14 protein-coding genes and 1 pseudogene are annotated in these 16,202 nt (G+C 53.5%); 7 read left to right on the top strand and 8 right to left on the bottom strand.

Annotated elements, in window-relative coordinates; genetic code table 11:
- Nucleotides 1-173: 173 nt before the first annotated feature.
- Together opgB and ACP3TC_RS18755 are read right to left on the bottom strand one after the other, a co-directional pair.
- Nucleotides 174-2,477: a phosphatidylglycerol--membrane-oligosaccharide glycerophosphotransferase gene (gene opgB / locus ACP3TC_RS18760; RefSeq protein WP_426817032.1), complete on the bottom strand. Its 2,304-nt coding sequence runs from the start codon at nucleotides 2,475-2,477 to the stop codon at nucleotides 174-176.
- Between the two features lie 196 nt (nucleotides 2,478-2,673).
- Nucleotides 2,674-3,063 (bottom strand): tautomerase family protein, encoded by a 390-nt coding sequence (locus ACP3TC_RS18755; protein ID WP_313855476.1) that lies wholly within the window; start codon nucleotides 3,061-3,063, stop codon nucleotides 2,674-2,676.
- 115 nt (nucleotides 3,064-3,178) lie between these two features.
- Between ACP3TC_RS18755 and ACP3TC_RS18750 the strand changes: the two genes are divergently transcribed.
- The 4 genes from ACP3TC_RS18750 (at nucleotide 3,179) to ACP3TC_RS18735 (ending at nucleotide 6,870) form a co-directional block, all read left to right on the top strand.
- Nucleotides 3,179-4,105, top strand: coding sequence for a LysR family transcriptional regulator (locus tag ACP3TC_RS18750; RefSeq protein WP_426817031.1), 927 nt, complete (start codon nucleotides 3,179-3,181; stop codon nucleotides 4,103-4,105).
- A gap of 73 nt (nucleotides 4,106-4,178) precedes the next feature.
- Nucleotides 4,179-5,129, top strand: coding sequence for a WD40 repeat domain-containing protein (locus tag ACP3TC_RS18745; RefSeq protein WP_313855480.1), 951 nt, complete (start codon nucleotides 4,179-4,181; stop codon nucleotides 5,127-5,129).
- A 20-nt stretch (nucleotides 5,130-5,149) separates the two neighbouring features.
- A complete protein-coding gene (locus ACP3TC_RS18740; protein ID WP_426817030.1) occupies nucleotides 5,150-6,184 on the top strand; it encodes a tartrate dehydrogenase in 1,035 nt (344 codons plus the stop codon).
- Nucleotides 6,185-6,237: 53 nt separating this feature from the next.
- Nucleotides 6,238-6,870, top strand: a complete 633-nt coding sequence (locus ACP3TC_RS18735; protein WP_313855482.1) for a Vat family streptogramin A O-acetyltransferase — start codon at nucleotides 6,238-6,240, stop codon at nucleotides 6,868-6,870.
- Here the strand turns inward: ACP3TC_RS18735 and ACP3TC_RS18730 are convergent.
- Nucleotides 6,867-7,421 carry a histidine phosphatase family protein gene (locus tag ACP3TC_RS18730; RefSeq protein WP_313855483.1) on the bottom strand — a complete coding sequence of 185 codons (555 nt, stop codon included), beginning with the start codon at nucleotides 7,419-7,421 and terminating at the stop codon, nucleotides 6,867-6,869. The genes ACP3TC_RS18735 and ACP3TC_RS18730 overlap by 4 nt on opposite strands.
- A gap of 612 nt (nucleotides 7,422-8,033) precedes the next feature.
- Here ACP3TC_RS18730 and ACP3TC_RS18725 point away from each other — a divergent pair.
- The 3 genes from ACP3TC_RS18725 to ACP3TC_RS18715 all read left to right on the top strand — a co-directional run bounded on the left by ACP3TC_RS18725 (nucleotide 8,034) and on the right by ACP3TC_RS18715 (nucleotide 11,550).
- Entirely contained in the window at nucleotides 8,034-9,428 is a 1,395-nt protein-coding gene (locus ACP3TC_RS18725) for an MFS transporter (RefSeq protein ID WP_426817029.1), read from the top strand.
- Between the two features lie 89 nt (nucleotides 9,429-9,517).
- Nucleotides 9,518-10,552 carry a LacI family DNA-binding transcriptional regulator gene (locus tag ACP3TC_RS18720; protein ID WP_426817028.1) on the top strand — a complete coding sequence of 345 codons (1,035 nt, stop codon included), beginning with the start codon at nucleotides 9,518-9,520 and terminating at the stop codon, nucleotides 10,550-10,552.
- A gap of 11 nt (nucleotides 10,553-10,563) precedes the next feature.
- On the top strand, nucleotides 10,564-11,550 hold the full coding sequence (locus ACP3TC_RS18715) for a nucleoside hydrolase (protein ID WP_313855487.1): 987 nt from the start codon (nucleotides 10,564-10,566) through the stop codon (nucleotides 11,548-11,550).
- A 49-nt stretch (nucleotides 11,551-11,599) separates the two neighbouring features.
- Here the strand turns inward: ACP3TC_RS18715 and ACP3TC_RS18710 are convergent, their stop codons facing one another.
- The 5 genes and pseudogenes from ACP3TC_RS18710 to ACP3TC_RS18690 all read right to left on the bottom strand — a co-directional run bounded on the left by ACP3TC_RS18710 (nucleotide 11,600) and on the right by ACP3TC_RS18690 (nucleotide 16,095).
- Nucleotides 11,600-13,027: a PepSY-associated TM helix domain-containing protein gene (locus ACP3TC_RS18710; protein ID WP_426817027.1), complete on the bottom strand. Its 1,428-nt coding sequence runs from the start codon at nucleotides 13,025-13,027 to the stop codon at nucleotides 11,600-11,602.
- A 73-nt stretch (nucleotides 13,028-13,100) separates the two neighbouring features.
- Complete coding sequence (locus tag ACP3TC_RS18705; RefSeq protein ID WP_426817026.1) at nucleotides 13,101-13,532, bottom strand: DUF2946 domain-containing protein; 432 nt, start codon at nucleotides 13,530-13,532, stop codon at nucleotides 13,101-13,103.
- Nucleotides 13,533-13,685: 153 nt separating this feature from the next.
- A pseudogene (locus ACP3TC_RS18700) lies at nucleotides 13,686-13,859 on the bottom strand (YbaK/EbsC family protein); the annotation flags it as partial.
- Nucleotides 13,860-13,885: 26 nt separating this feature from the next.
- Nucleotides 13,886-14,680, bottom strand: a complete 795-nt coding sequence (fhuF, locus tag ACP3TC_RS18695; RefSeq protein ID WP_313855491.1) for a siderophore-iron reductase FhuF — start codon at nucleotides 14,678-14,680, stop codon at nucleotides 13,886-13,888.
- A gap of 317 nt (nucleotides 14,681-14,997) precedes the next feature.
- Nucleotides 14,998-16,095 (bottom strand): GGDEF domain-containing protein, encoded by a 1,098-nt coding sequence (locus ACP3TC_RS18690; protein ID WP_426817025.1) that lies wholly within the window; start codon nucleotides 16,093-16,095, stop codon nucleotides 14,998-15,000.
- Nucleotides 16,096-16,202 lie beyond the last annotated feature (107 nt).

Below are 16,202 nucleotides of genomic sequence, written 5' to 3'. Positions count from 1 at the left end.
GAAAATAAAAATCATGCTATTAATGATTTGTTGAATTATATTGTGAGGGTAATGATTAATGTCTTTCTGAGGATAAATAAAGTAAAGCATAAAGCGGTTCAATTTATCAATAGCTTTATTTGACTAATGGGAATTAACGACGTAGCTTTCAGGCTACGTCGTTAATCATTCCGTTAATTTTGCCGGGTCGGTACAATCTTAATATCTATCATACCAATTCCCAGTTTACGCGGGTCGTGGCCGATGATATTGCCTTCATCTGAGACAATCGGCTCTGGCGGTGTAATTACCAGCGTGCTGGCCTGCTGTGGGTTGCTGAAATGCAAGGTGGTGGTAGTGGCCTGTTCAGTCAGGTTCAGCTGCTGAATATCCTCACCAACGCTCACCGGAATCGGGCGATGGATATTCGGGCCAATGGCGCGCGCGGTAATCACCAGATCAAAGCTTTGCGGCAGAGGTTCGCGATATTCGATTTTAACCTCCGGCGCCAGATTGGCATTTGACCAGCGCCCCCACGGCTCCGGACGCGAAATACCGCTAAAACTTTTCACCGTTTGCGGTGCGCCAGGCAGATTGAAAATAAAGCTGTCGGCCTGGTAGCGGATAGCGTTATCTTCAATTTTAAGCTCGTCGATATTCTGCCTGAACTTTTTATCATCGCCCTGTACCGGCTTAAAGTCGGCGGTGCCGTGATAATTGTCACCGTCAATCTGCATAACCTGCGGCTGGCCGTTTAGCTGGCCGCTGGACAGGCAAAGCTGACGGGAAAGCGCCAGTTCTGGCTGCCAGAGTCGCGCCATTTTGAAGCAGGTATCCACCCAGACAAACTTGTCGTCAGCGGCAAATTCCGCCAGCTGATAGCGCAATGGAGTAGAGTATTCCCCTTCCGGGAATGGCTCGACCTTACCTTCGCTCACGCGAAGCAGCAGCGGTAGTTTAAAGTTAGCGCCGGAGAAACTGAAGGTGCCATTTTTCTTATCGATAGTGAAATCAGTCAGCGTTTTCGGGAAGTTCCACAGGCGTATAATGTCCGGCTTCCACTCGATGATCTTCTCTTTCATATTCAGAAATGAAGACGAAAGCGAAATGCCAGACAGGCTGCTGCGGCCAAGGCCGATATAGTTATCGCCACCTAAAATATCCAGCACCGTCGCACCGTTATCCAGCGAGCTGCGTTTGACGGTGATTACATCGCTTTCTGGCCGATCGCCACGAATAATAAAGAACAGGTTTTTGCGATCCTGCTTTGTGAGATATTTATAGGCGCTGTTATTCATCGCCAGATGGTCGCTGGAGACCACAATCACGGTATTGTTAAAGTAAGGTGATGCCTTAATTCTCTCTATCAGACGCGCAATGTGCTGCTGGCTACAGGTAACGGCGCTTAGGGACTGATTCGCCTTACCCTCGATGCTGTAAGTTTTGCGCTGGCAGCTGCGTGAGATAAAACCGTCAGGATGATGTGTATCGACCGTCAGGGTAAATAGCGCGAAGCGCGTGTTCTGCTGTGACAGTTCGCTAAACTTCTGATACACCTCATCCATCACCGTGTCGTCGTAATATCCCCAGTTGTTGCGGTATTTCGCATCGGTGACGAGCGTTTCCAGCTCACGCGCACCATACAGATTCTGACTGTCGAAGCCATGGGATTTCAGAAACAGATCTTTACCCGCGAAGCGTAAATCGGCACCCTGGATAAAGTAGTTGGTATAGCCGGAAGCCTTAAGGATATCGCCGAGGCAGATGTTTTCCGGGTAAAAACTCGACAGGGCAGAGGATGCATTGCCATTAAACGGCGCAAATAGCGGTATGCCGCATTGTGAAGCTACCATACCGGCGATGGTGTAATCCGTGCCGGGCAGCTGCTCGGTCTGGCTGAAATCAATCGCGTCGTCTTTTAACGTACTCAACTCTTCGGTCAGGCCTGGAAAAGCTTCTGAGTTAAAATAGGTGCGTTCGAGGCTCTCAGCGTAGATGTACACCAGATTGGGTTTGCTGCCGTTCATGGATTTATGCGGCACTTGATAGTGTGCGCTAAAGTCTGATTCGCCCTGGCGCGTCTGTGAGCGCACCAGATCGTACACCTGCTGAAACGCGGGAGTGGTCTTAATTGAGGCGAGTGAAAGCAGTAATGCCAGCAGGCTATAGCCAAAATGGTGGGGCAGATGATTACGCCGCCGGAGAATCCATGAGAGCAGACAGAATATCAGCAGCAGCCCGGCGAACAGACCGATGGCGGGCAGGATATATTTGCCGAATCCGGCACCTTCCAGGCTGTTAGTCAGGGTGTAAATGACCGCGTCATTGATGCCGTCGCCGGTGAAATAGTTGCTGGCGAACAGCGTCGCATTCAGAATAACAAACAAGCCTGATGTGATGAGAATAACGCTAAACCAAATATTATTACGCCCGGCTTTAAACGCATAAAGCAAAATAGCAGTTAAAAATAAAATAACTGAAAGTAGTTCCGACGACATCAATTCCTCTCTTGTTCTAAACCCGCTTTCCTTTGCGCTTACCCTTCCTCCCGGTAGCGATACGCGCGTCCAATTTAGCCTGAGAGGCGCAGGCAGGCAACTGGAGCTGGCAGAAATGCGGGCTGGCTCTGAATCAGGCAAAAAGAGATCCGCTCAGGGAAGGCGGATCTGTTGGCCGGAAATCAGGCGAGAGGGTTCAGAGTTCGCCGGTAATATACTGGGCAACGCCGTTGCCAAAACTCCAGTCACCCTTGTCGTTGCTAATAAACGTGATCATCAGATCGCTGCCGGCAATGCCGCAACTCTGTTTAAATTCGCGCGCCAGTTCGGCCATAAAAAACTGTTTCTGCTGGTCGCTACGTGGGCTGGTAAACACCCGAACCATCACCAGATTATCGCTGCGTTGCAGCCCAAGGCCGGTATCCTCGAAAACCATCTGGTATCTTTTATTTTCGTGAACAATCTGATACCGGTCACGCGCCGGAACCTGAAACGCCGCCAGTACCGCGCGATGCGCCGCATCCAGCAGAGTTTTCATTTCAGATTCTGAACGGCCCTGAATTACATCGAATTGTAGTAACGGCATATCGGCTCCTGGCATGGCATAAAAGGGGAAACTCACCGGGGTTATCCTGCACCTGCTGGCGGCGAAGAAAAAGCGCTATACTTGAAATGATTATTTATTATTTTGAACAATTCTGATGAAAGAACTGAAAACCGATGCGTTGTGGATTCATCTGCACTGGCTGACGGTGCTGGCCGAGCAGGGAAGTTTTACCCGTGCGGCTGAGCGGCTGGAGGTCAGCAAGGCGGCGATGAGCCAAAAAATCAAACAGCTGGAAGAGATGGCCGGCGTGGCGCTGGTGCAGCGCACCACGCGCAGCGTGCGGCTGACCAGCGCCGGTGAAAAGCTGGTGGAGGATCTGCGCGCGCCTTTTTCGCAGATCGCCCAAAGTTTTTTCAGCGTCAGAGATTCCAGTGGGCCACTGCGTGGAATGGTACGCGTAACCGCGCCGGTGGCGTTTGCCCGTCAGCAGCTGGTGCCGCATATCACCGGCTTTCTGCGCCAGCATCCGCAGGTGCGCGTGCAGCTGGAAGTGTCCGACCGTCTGATTTCACTGTCCAGTGAAGGCTTTGATCTGGCGATCCGCCACAGTAATAATCTGCCGGAAACTCACGTCGCGCTGCCGCTGTGTGAGACGCGCGCGCTGTTAGTCGCCTCACCGGCTTATCTGGCTGAGTATGGCGAACCGGGCACACCGCAGGATCTGCATCAGCATCAGTGCCTCTATTACCCACGTGGAGTCGAACTGCCGTGCTGGACATTTGCCCGTCACGAGGCGGCCAGCGAGCAGGTGACGGTCAGCGTCAGTGGGCCATTTGCCACCAATAATAGTGAGTCGATTCGTGATGCGGCGCTGGACGGTTTAGGTATCGCCATGCTGCCGGACTTTAGTGCCCGGGCGGCGCTGGAAAATGGCGGTTTACGAGAAGTTTTGCCACAGTGGCGCACCGTCGGTGCGTTTGCCGATAAGCTGTATATTGTGCGGCCGTATGCGGCGCAGGTGCCCCGTGCGGTAACCGAGTTCAGCCACTGGCTGCGCGCGGCTTTTCAGCGCGATTCCTGACGTTTTTCAACGGCATCAGTCAATGAACTACGCTTAAAGTAGTGAATTCTCACTTGTCAGCAAGGAGAACAATATGACTCATGCGCCATTCGGCCTGATCGCCGTTGATAAGCAGGGTAGCAACGTACTGTTTCTGAATCCGCAGACTTTTGCCGTTGAGCAGCAGCTTAACGCCTTTCCTCCACGACCCCATGAGCTGCTGATTCTGCCGCAGCAAAATAAAGCTTACGTACCGATTTTCGGTGACGGTGTTCACGGTGATAACCCGCATCCCGGGCATAAAATCGCGGTTATCGATCTGGTGACGCGCCAGCTAAAGGATTTTATTGATATTCGCCCGCTGGTGTCGCCGCATACTGCGCGCCTTGGCAAAGATGGCCGGGTGTATATTTGCTGCGAGAACAGTGCCACCATCCTGGTGATCGATCCTGAAACCGATCTGCCGATCGATAAGATCGCGCTGCCTTCGCATAACAGCCATCGCCTGACGATTCTGCCCTCAGGCCGCAAATTGTTTACCGAGAACGAAGAGGATGCCAGCATCACGGTGATCGATCTCTGCACCACGCATGGTGAAGTGGTGGAGAATATTTTGATGCCGCGTGCCATCAACGGTATTGCCGCTTCGTCGCGCTATCCCTATTTGGTTGCCACCGATGCCGAACGGCCATTGTTGTATGTGCTTGATGCTGAAAGCCATCGTATCCGTCATTATCTGCCTTTACCGGGCCATAAAAAAGCCGCGCAGATTGTTCGCTTTAGTGAAGATGGCGCGCTGCTGGTGGTGATTGGCGCTGGCGAACCGATTATTACGCTGTTCGATGAGATGCTGACGCCGCTGAAGCAGATAAAAGTCGGCAACAAGCCGATGGATGGCTGCTTCAGTCCGGATAATCGCACTTTACTGATAGCCAATGAAGAGGATGGCACCCTGAGCGTGATCGACGTGGTGGAAGGCAAAGTGATCGCCACGCCGTCGGTCGGACGCGGATGTGAAGTGCTGAGTTATTTTACCCTGGCCTGAAACCGTTTGAGAGGGAGTGAATGAACAACTATAAAGTGGCCGTAATTCCGGGCGACGGCATTGGCGTCGATGTGATTAAAGCGGCATGGCAGGTGCTGGAACAGAGCGCAAAAGTGCATCAGTTTACTCTTGAAGGCGAGTGGTTTCCGTGGTCATGCAACTACTATCTGGAGCACGGCGAGATGATGCCGAAAGACGGCATCGCCACACTGCGCCAGTTTAATGCCATTCTGCTTGGCGCTGTGGGCTGGCCACAGCGGGTGCCTGATAATATCTCGCTGCACGGTTTATTGCTGCCAATCCGTAAACAGTTCGATCTGTTCGCCAATGTGCGCCCGCATCGGCTATTGCCGGGCGTTCGCGGCCCGCTGCGTCAGGAAAACTTCGATATTCTCTGTATTCGTGAAAATACCGAAGGGGAGTATAGCGGCGCCGGTGGCCGGGTACATCAGGGCTCACCGCAGGAAGTGGCGGTTGAAACCTCGATTTTCACCCGTCAGGGTGTCGAGCGTATTTTACGGTTTGGCTTTGAGGCGGCACGTCAGCGCAGCGGGCGTCTGGCGTCGGTAACCAAATCCAATGCGCAGAAATACACGATGGTGATGTGGGATGAAATCACTGACGAGATAGCCAAAGAGTATCCGGATGTCAGCGTCACGCGCTATCACATTGATGCCATTGCGGCGCGCTTTGTGATGCAGCCCGACTCACTGGATGTGGTGGTGGCATCGAATCTGTTCGGCGATATTCTGACCGACCTGGGGGCGGCGATTCAGGGCGGGCTGGGCTATGCCGCCTCGGCCAATCTCAACCCGAACCCAGCGCTACCGTCGATGTTTGAACCGGTACACGGCTCGGCCCCGGATATTGCCGGGCAGAATATTGCCAATCCGATGGCTGCCATCTGGTCAGGGGCGCTGATGCTGGAGCATCTTGGTGAGCAGGCGGCAGCACGAGGCATAATGCAGGCGCTGGCGCGCGTGACTGCCGAAGGTCAGCTAAACCAGACGCAAACTACCGCTGCGATAACTGACGCGGTATTAGGTCATATTTAATTGTGATGGTCATGCGGTGATTACGTCAGATTAATCACCGCAAGGAGTGAATAATGCAGGGACCTAATCCCAATAATCCGTATCCGATGGCCGGTTTCCCACAGGTTTGCTATCTGAAAAATGTGGTGCAGAATCCGCAAATTGAGGTGGGTGATTACAGCTATTATGACGATCCTGACGGTGCAGAAAATTTCGAACGAAATGTGCTTTATCTGTTTCCGTTTATCGGCGATAAGCTGGTAATCGGCAAGTTTTGTGCTCTGGCACGCGGGGTTAAATTTATTATGAACGGTGCCAATCATCCGCTTTCCGGACTATCGACCTATCCTTTCTGGATCTTTGGCGGCGGCTGGGAAAACAGTATGCCGCCTAAAAGCGAGTTACCGTTTAAAGGTGATACGCGCGTTGGCAATGACGTGTGGATAGGTTATGACGCACTGATTATGCCGGGGGTGAACATCGGCAATGGCGCGATTATCTCTTCGCGCGCGGTGGTGACGCGTGATGTGCCCGCTTACAGCGTCGTCGGCGGTAACCCGGCTGCGGTGATTAAAATGCGTTTTGAGCCGGAGCAGATTGCGCGCTTAGAAGCGCTGCGCTGGTGGGACTGGCCGGTAGATAAAATCACCGCCCGCTTGCCGCACATAGTCGCCGGGGATATCGACGCGCTGGCGCGTGACAGTTAAATAAATGGCCGGTTATAAATCGCCGTGCTCCAGTGACGGCTGCTGGCATGTTTTTCCCCTTGCCAGCCCTGCTTGCGTAACTCACGGGCGATCATTTTATTCATAATGCCGTGGCCAACCAGCAGAACCGTGCCCTGTTCTGACAAGCGAATCAGCTGTTTCGCCGCCTGCCGGGCGCGTGCGGTGGCCGATTTAAATGACTCTACCGAGCCTGAATAGCCACAGAACCACATTAAGCGCCACAGTGACAGCCAAATTGCCGGCGGCAGGTGCAAGCGCGTCAGTGGCAGAATCGGGATGTCGACTTCACTGTACAGTGCATCGCTGCTGTGCGCCTGCATACCGAGTTTTTCCAGTGACGACAGGGCGCGCGGCAGGGTGCTGGTAACAATCACGTTGGCCTTTTTGGCGATCATCAGACTACGCTGCGGTGGCAGATCGCTGACCCGCGAGAGGTTATATTCTTCACACCATTGCGCCATCGCCAGCGCAGAAATTCGTGCCGGAAATGCGTGATCGGGTTTCCCGTGCCGCATCAAAATAATAGCCATGTTATCCAGCCTGTGTTGCCGTCCATGCAGGGTAGCCGATTGTTTCTGCCGCCAGTATCTCTGACAGATACTTTCAGAATCAGTCCGTCTTTTGCGACGGGATTCATCTTAATGACATCTTGCCATGCGACAAACAGTGGTCAGTTGAACGTTCAGCAGCGTATCAGACTCAGCAGCAAAGGTTAGCACTAAACAGTTGAATAAAAATTACTGTTTTTATACCCATTGATGATTGTTTAACCCTCTGATTTTATGAGTCATCGATCTTAATACGGCGATCGAATGTGAAGGTAATCTAATAATTAGTTGGGTTTGCTATTGATTTATCTACGCGCGTAGATACAATTAAAGGGTAGTGATAACTCACAGCGCTGGTTGTTCTGGCTGCTAAGTGATGGTCGCATTTGTTTCGCGTTACTTAAGCGATCGGTTAATTAAAAACCGACAGGCGCGCAACAAACATAAGATCCTGACACCAGGGAATCCTTTAATGACCTTTCATCATGGCTCAGAAACTGAGCGTCTTCACCGGGGAGTTATCTCTTCGTAAACAGGGACGATGACCCACGGAAGGGCGCTCTTAAGATCTCCTAACATCAGGGAATTTTTTGAATGACCGCACCTCAATCTGTAGTGCAAAAGGCTTCGCCAGCGGCAAACTCCGCGGCTGATGAACGACTCACCACTGAAGAAGGACGCAAAGATTTCTGGCGCGCCACCTTCTCATGCTGGTTGGGTACTGCGATGGAATACGCCGACTTTGCGCTCTACGGACTTGCCGCCGGAATTATCTTTGGCGATATCTTTTTCCCGGAAGCCACTCCTGAGATGGCACTCCTCTCCAGTTTTGCCACCTGGTCCGTCGGGTTTATTGCCCGCCCCATCGGCGCACTGTTTTTTGGCTGGCTGGGCGATCGCAAAGGCCGTAAGGTCGTCATGGTCACCACCATCATTCTGATGGGCGCTTCCACTACGCTGATTGGTTTAATTCCCAGCTATGCCTCGATTGGCATCTGGGCACCGGTTTGTCTGGTGATCCTGCGTTTCTCACAGGGATTTGGTGCTGGCGCGGAGCTTTCCGGCGGTACCGTCATGCTCGGCGAATATGCGCCGGTGGCACGACGTGGGCTGGTATCCTCAATTATCGCGCTGGGTTCCAACAGCGGCACCCTGCTGGCTGCGCTGGTGTGGCTGCTGGTGGTACAGATGGACCAGCAACAGTTACAGGAGTGGGGCTGGCGTATTCCCTTCCTTTGTAGTTCGCTGATTGCTCTGACGGCACTGTGGATTCGCCGCAACCTGCGTGAAACGCCGGTTTTTGAGCGCAAGAAAGCGCAGTTAGAGGCGCAACGCGCCGAAATGATTGACGCGCATCCGCCGACACAAGACAGCCGGAGTTTCTGGCAGCGCAGTAAGGCGTTCTGGATTATGGTTGGCCTGCGTATTGGTGAGAACGGCCCTTCCTATCTGGCGCAGGGCTTTATTGTCGGCTATGTGGCGAAAGTGCTGATGGTGGATAAATCGGTACCGACCACCGCCGTATTTATCGCTTCACTGTTAGGTTTCCTGATTATCCCGCTGGCGGGCTGGCTGTCCGATCGTTTTGGTCGTCGTATTACCTATCGCTGGTTCTGCCTGTTACTGATTATTTATGCCTGGCCCACCTTTATGCTGCTTGATACGCGTGAGCCTGCTTTGGTGATAGCGACCATTGTTACCGGTATGGCGCTGGCCTCGCTGGGTATTTTCGGTGTGCAGGCCGCGTGGGGCGTCGAGATGTTTGGTGTGACGCATCGCTACACCAAAATGGCGGTGGCAAAAGAGCTGGGGTCGATTTTATCCGGTGGTACTGCACCGCTGATTGCTGCGGCGATGCTGTCATTTACTGGCCACTGGTGGCCGATTGCGGTCTATTTCTCTGCGATGGCCGCCATCGGTTTTCTCACCACCTTTGTGGCACCGGAAACCCGCGGACGCGATCTCAATCTTCCAGAGGATGCCATCTGAGCCGCGTTGCCGCCGGGATGTAAACAGGCTGGCCGGGCGTTGCCTGGCCGGCATTTTCTCTTTTATCGATTACTCTGCAGGTAAAAGGTTTGGCTAAACAGCATCCCGATCGTGTTACCCGTTCTGACGTTGCCAGGCTGGCAGGAACTTCCGTGGCGGTGGTGAGCTATGTGATTAACAATGGCCCACGGCCGGTGGCAGAGGCGACGCGCCAGCGGGTGCTTGATGCGATTAAACAAACCGGCTACCGACCAAATGGTATCGCCCGCGCGCTGGCATCCGGCAGCACGAAAACCTATGGCTTAGTGGTGCCCAATATTTCCAATCCGTTTATTGCGTCAATGGCGCATGCGCTGATTCAGGAGGCGCTAAACGAAGGGCTGGTGATTTTGCTGGGTGACGCAGGCGACGACCGCAAACGTGAACGGGAACTGATTCACAGCCTGTTGAATCGTCAGGTCGATGGTCTGTTTTACAATAGCGTCGACCGACATCCGTATATAGACCTGATCAAAACCAGCGGTACGCCTTTTGTGATGCTGGATCGCGTCGACCCGGAATTACAGGTCAGCATGCTACGGGTTGACGAACGCGCCGCCTCACGGCAGGTCACCGGGCACTTACTCAGCCACGGCTATCAGGATGTCGGCATTATCTCTGGCCCGAGCGAGATGCTGAATGCTCAGGACCGTATCAACGGCTGGCGTGACGCGATGGAACACTATGGTTTAACGGTCAATCCACAGTGGATCTTCCCGGCCAGCTATACCCGCGAAGGCGGTTATCAGGCGACAGAAAAGATGCTGCAGGGCGAAAAGCTGCCGCGTGCGCTGTTTACCAGTAATGAAGCACAGGCAATAGGCTGTATTCGCGCATTGCAGCAACACAATATCCGCGTACCAGAACAGATTGCTCTGGTGTGTTTTAACGGAACCGATCAGTCAGCGTATCATGTGCCTGCGCTGACGACCGTGCGCCAGCCCATCAGGGAGATGGCAAAAACGGCCATTGAGATGCTGAAAGCATGGAATGGCGAAGCGATGCTGCGTGAGTTTTCTCATCAGCTGGAAATCGGCGAATCCTGTGGCTGCCAGTCAGTCAGGCCGGAAAGCGCCAGCAAATAAAGATAATAAAGATGAAAAGAGTAATTATTGATTGCGATCCGGGGAATGGCATCGCAGGAGCAAATGTTGATGATGGCCTGGCTTTAGCACTGGCCATCGCCTCACCGGATATTTCGCTGGAGATGATCACCACCGTTGCCGGTAATACGCCGGTAGACGTGGGCTATCGCGTGGCGCAGGATCTGCTGAACCGCCTCGGGCTGACTATCCCGGTGTATAAAGGGGAAAGCCAGGCGCTTCAGGAACCTCCTGAGCCATGGCGACAGGTACTGGATCAGCGGGTACATCAGCTGAATCTGACGCATTTGTGGCAAGGCGTACGCCAGCCGTCAGCGCAGGATACGCCGACGCACGCTGCAGTAGACGCCATCGGCCAGCTAATTTGCGATAATCCGGGTGAAATTACGCTGGTGGCAATTGGCCCGCTGACTAACGTGGCGCGGGCGATGCAACGCTATCCGCAGCTGGCTGAGTCGGTAGCCGAGATTGCAATTATGGGCGGCGTATTTGCCTTAGATGATTATCTGAAGGACACCAATTTTGGTCTCGATCCGGAAGCGGCCCATCAGGTGCTGACCAGCGGTGCGAATATCACTCTGGTGCCGATGGACGTTACGACTCAGACATTAATGACCCATCAGGATCTTGACAGGATTGCCCAAATCGATAAGCCACTGGCGCGTTTTGTCAGCGAAACTTTTCGACCGTGGATTGATTACTCGATCACAACGCGTAACTTGCCCGGCTGCTGGATCCACGACGCGCTGGTGGTTGCCTGGCTGTTAAATCAGCGGGTCGCCACTGCGAGCGATTATTATGCGGATGTGGAACTGCATGCTGGCCCAACGCGTGGCAAGTCGTGGCGTTATCGTCAGCCGCTGCGAGTGAATGTTGGCATTCCGCAGCCGGCGGGTGGGTTGGTGCATGTGTTGCAAACGGTAGATAACCCGCTGCTGTTAACTATGCTGGAGCAGGCGCTGGCAGCGTCAGAATACTGAGAGGAATGGGGCGGCGAGAAATGCCGCCCCGCTGACAGACTATTCCGCGTCAGGCGTTAGCACTTCTCTTCCAGCGCACGAAATCAATCAGTAAAAACAGCAGCAGGCTGATGCCCATTAATGGCAGGCTGAATGCCAGCGCGATAACCAGCACTGACATTAAAAAACGTCCGCTGAGATTCAGCTTACGCCAGCCGTAAATCAGGGTATCCGCCGGATTCGCCTGCTGTTTCAGCGCCGGACGACGCAGCCACCACATGCGATAACCTAACACCACCATCAGGCACAATCCGGCGCCAAACAGTGCCAGCACCAGCTGGTTTGCCAGCCCAAACAGCACGCCCATATGCGCATCGACGCCCCAGCGCGTCAGTTTGGCTAACAGGCCAAAACTGGCAAACTCGACCTTATCGGTGACCTGGAAATTGTGGGGATTGACGGCTACAGCATCGACCTGCGTTGGCCAGCGACGATCGATTTCAGACACTACCCAGGCTTTATCCGCCGTATAGGCCGGACGAATTTCCACCTTACCGGCATCAATATTGGCCGCACGGGCAGCGGCCATTACCGCATCGAACTGCGCCGGTGACAGCGGCTCATGTTCGGCGTGGTGCGTCATCATCGCCATATCGTGACCATGGTGCTCTGCATGCTCATCTGCTGGCATTGCGTGCTGCGTGCCACCCAGCTGGGTATTAACCGCTGGTGTCAGCCAGCCAAAATGCGCGCGCATCTGCGAAATATTATTTCCCGCCCAGTTCGACCAGGTTAAGCCGGTGGCCGAGAAGAACACCAGCCCAACCAGCAGTACCAGACCAAGCGTGGTGTGCCAGTGGCGCTGACGCAGGAAGCGGGCAGTGCGTGAAACGCGCTGGGATGATGCTTTACGGCGCGGCGCGCGGCTCATCGCCCACAACGCCGCGCCACCCAGCGCGGCAACCCACAGCCAGCTGGCGGCCAGCTCACTGTAGTTACGGCCAAACTCACCCAGCAATAAATTGCGATGCAGATAGTCCAGCCAGGTGCGGAATGGCAGGATACCGCTGGTGCCATAGGCCGTCAGCTCACCGCGAATCTCCAGCGTTTTAGGGTCAATAAACACCGCATGAGTTTCCGATGGGCCAGCTTTCGTATCGCGAAACATCACGCGGGTGGTTTCCCCGGCAGAGGGTGCAGGCCGTACCGCGACGATATGGGCTTCAGCGCCCATATGATGAAGCGCGCTGGCTACCTGTTGCGACAGTGGTCGATCTTCACCACTGGCGCTGGTAAATAACTGTTGCGCATACAGCTTATTTTCCAGCTGCGGCGTGAGGACATACAGTGTGCCGGTCAGCGCGGCGACGAAAATAAATGGGCCGATAAACAGGCCAATATAGAAGTGCAGACGACGCAACAGATGCATGATCGCCTGGGTGCTTTGTGCATTTTCGGCGCGCGCGGATGACGCGGCCGGGATGATTTTTTCCGACATAAAAGTTCCTTTGCCCATAGCAGGCATGTGCAGGTGCCTGTCTGCTTACGCGACAGGTTTATAAATTAGCGTTTCAGGAAGTCAGTGTCGGAAACGGTGGGGCACGCGAGCGGAAGTGGATGGGAACAAAGATAGCGATATGCAGTGGCTCAGGGCGCGCCATCGGGCGCGTCGCCGCCTGTAGCATACTCCAGAGTTGAGGCAGGTTGCTCAGATTCAGTGGCAGATGGATCAGCAGCACACAGTAGCCGCAGGCGCTATCATCCATCATCGACATGTGGTGCACCGGCGCTGGCCGCACCCGCTCAGATGACGACATATGATGCGGCATCTCTGCCATCGCCATCTCGCCATGGTGCGACATCATCATCATCGGCATCTCTGCGCCATGGGCATGTGCCAGTGATTTTGAGATCACCGGCGCAATAAACAGCAGCAGAATCGCGAACAGTCCCAACCAGGCGGGCAGGCGGCTGCGCGAAGCATGAATCTGAATCAGAGACACGTTAAATCCATAACTTTTCAACGCGGGGGATTGTAGCTGAAACCACCAGGGATGTTGATAACGTTCGATGCAGAAATTTCCCGCATCCAATGCAGAACATTGTGCTTTGTGCCGTGCGGGCAGCGGCAACAGGCCGCTGTCAACAATTGCAGGCTAGTCAGCGGGCTGACACACATCAAACCATTCTGCGGCGGTCAGCTCGGCCATCTGCTGCGGCGAGATGCGCACCGCGCTGTGAATCGCTCCGGCGGCGGGCAGCACTTCAGCAAAGGTTTGCAGTGATACATCACAATAAACCGGCAGCGGATTCTCAAGGCCAAACGGGCAAAAAATTTGTCAGCAAGCCGCTGAGATCAGGCGCACTTTAACGTGCAGTCACCGCAGCGTTGCACATCAGGAATACGATAGCGCTGGCAGCAGCTGCGGCGCTGCATGGCGCCGTCGCGTGGGATCATGGTGCGATACAGTGGATTATCTGCACCGTTCAGCAGCTCACGCGAGAAGAACAGCGCATGCTCGAGAGTGACCAGCGTATCTTCATCGAGGAAAGGTTTCAGTTCACCGAGAAACCAGTGCATCAGGTAACCGGTGTTATTCCAGATAAGTTTGGCATTGATGTCGCCATGTTGCTCAATCCCCTGCACCACCGGCAGCAGATGGCGCTGGATCATGCGGTCGATGCGCTGGCGGGCGCTGAGATAGCGGGCGTCGTCATCTTCACGCACGTCGAGCCAGTAACAGGCCGGGCGGCCAGTCTCATGGAACTCAATATGGAAATGCTCTGCCGAACAGTCGAGCGCGCGCGGCTCCAGCAACAGCGCCATCATCATCGGTGGCACAATCAGGCCGAAATACCATTGCGCCCACAGTGACTGTAGCGGTTTGGCTTCGCGTGGCGTATCCGGATGATCGCGATAGAGGTAGTCGCTGTACCGCTGAGTGAGCGGTAAAAACGTATCAGCTTGCGACCAGTTTGCCAGCGGCATACAGCCAGCCGGAGCTTCTTCACCCAGCTTAACGCTGTCGAGGAAATGAGCACGATGTTCAGTAAACAGCGCATGCAGCGCACTGCTCAGCGATCTGTCACTTTGCAGAAAGATCAGTGGACTCGAACCATACTCATAAGCCTGACGCGTAATGATTGCCATGGGCATCCTGTGTGCAGCGTTACCGTGATACGAAAACAAATGATAATCGTTCTTGATTCTATCCAGGATGTAAAACGCAGGCAAGCTGATCAACGGCACTCTTTCGTCGATAGCATTTCTCGCCACCCGATCTCTGCGAACCCCTGAAGCGCTGAATCAGTTTTTTCTGATGCTCAGATAATTAGCGTCGCGGGTAGCAATTCAGCGTGTAAAGCGATCTCAAAACGATAAATAACCGATTAACAGGCATTATAGTTTTGAATTTTATTTGGCAGAAAGTCTGGTGGGAAATAAGCAGCCCCGTGACAGGGCTGCGATCAGTGAATATCGGCGGGCACGTTGGAAGTGGCTGCCGCCAGCGTATCCCAGCAAAGAATAGTATTGCGCCCCTGATTTTTAGCCACGTACAGTGCGCGATCGGCATTCGCCAGCGCCTGCTCAAAGTCATCGTCAAACAGGGGAGCGATACCCGCGCTGATAGTAACGTGCGTGGCGACCCGTTCATTAAACCGGTGCGGAATATCTAAATCCATTACGTACTGACGAATACGCTCAGCCAGTTTCAGGGCAATTGAGGCATTAACATTGGTCAGCAGCACCAGAAACTCTTCACCACCGTAGCGTGTGACAATATCGCGCGAGCGCACCGCATCGCGGATCGCGACTGAGACGCGTGCCAGTGCCTGATCGCCCATAGCATGGCCGTAATTGTCGTTATAAGCTTTGAAATGATCAATATCCAGCAGCAGCACGAAATGACTGCCGGAGTGGTTCTCCAGCACGTTCTGAAGACGATTGTTTAAGCCGCGACGATTATATAAACCGGTCAACGGATCGAGCATGCTGAGATCGCTATAGGTCTGTTTTTCTTCGTAAAGCTGAGACATCAGCCGGCGGGTAAAGCTGTCGCTGCGCCGCCGCATAAAGTGGTGCAGGGTAAATCCGGTCAGCGGTAGCGCAATGGTGAACAGAATCATCAGCAAGTTATTACCGTTGTCGAGTATCAGTACGGTCACCACGGCGGGCGCGGTATGCAGGCAAAATGCCAGCAGATGATCGCTCAGGGCAATCGAGCTGATAAAGAAAATACTGATTAAACTGATCATCAGGTAACTGCCATCAAAATAAAATACCAGCTCATACCTCAGGGCGATATGCCAGGCCCAAAGTATTCCTGTTATCAGCGCGACAATATTTAATAGCGGGAATTTGGCTTGTGGCTTTAAGAACATCCAGCCTAAAAGCACCGTGCTCAGTAACGGGATCAGTGCCGTTGGCAACAGTATCTGCGACGCCGATTGATAATGGTTATTGAGTAAAAAGAACAGTGATGTGGCTGTGTTTAAAAAAAGAAATAACATCACAGTTAGCCGATATTTGCTGTGAAGCAATTCGTCATAAGTTTGTAATTTCATATATATACTCGCTGCAGCCCTGAAATATCAAAGCACTACGCCTGAATTCGAATTTATTATTCGAACAGGAATAGTTTTTAGCTGTTATTATTTTGATTTTATAGATA

It is taken from the genome of Winslowiella sp. 2C04 (assembly GCF_050037805.1).
Classification (GTDB): domain Bacteria; phylum Pseudomonadota; class Gammaproteobacteria; order Enterobacterales; family Enterobacteriaceae; genus Erwinia; species Erwinia toletana_A.
This window is presented reverse-complemented; position numbering and strand designations above follow the sequence as displayed.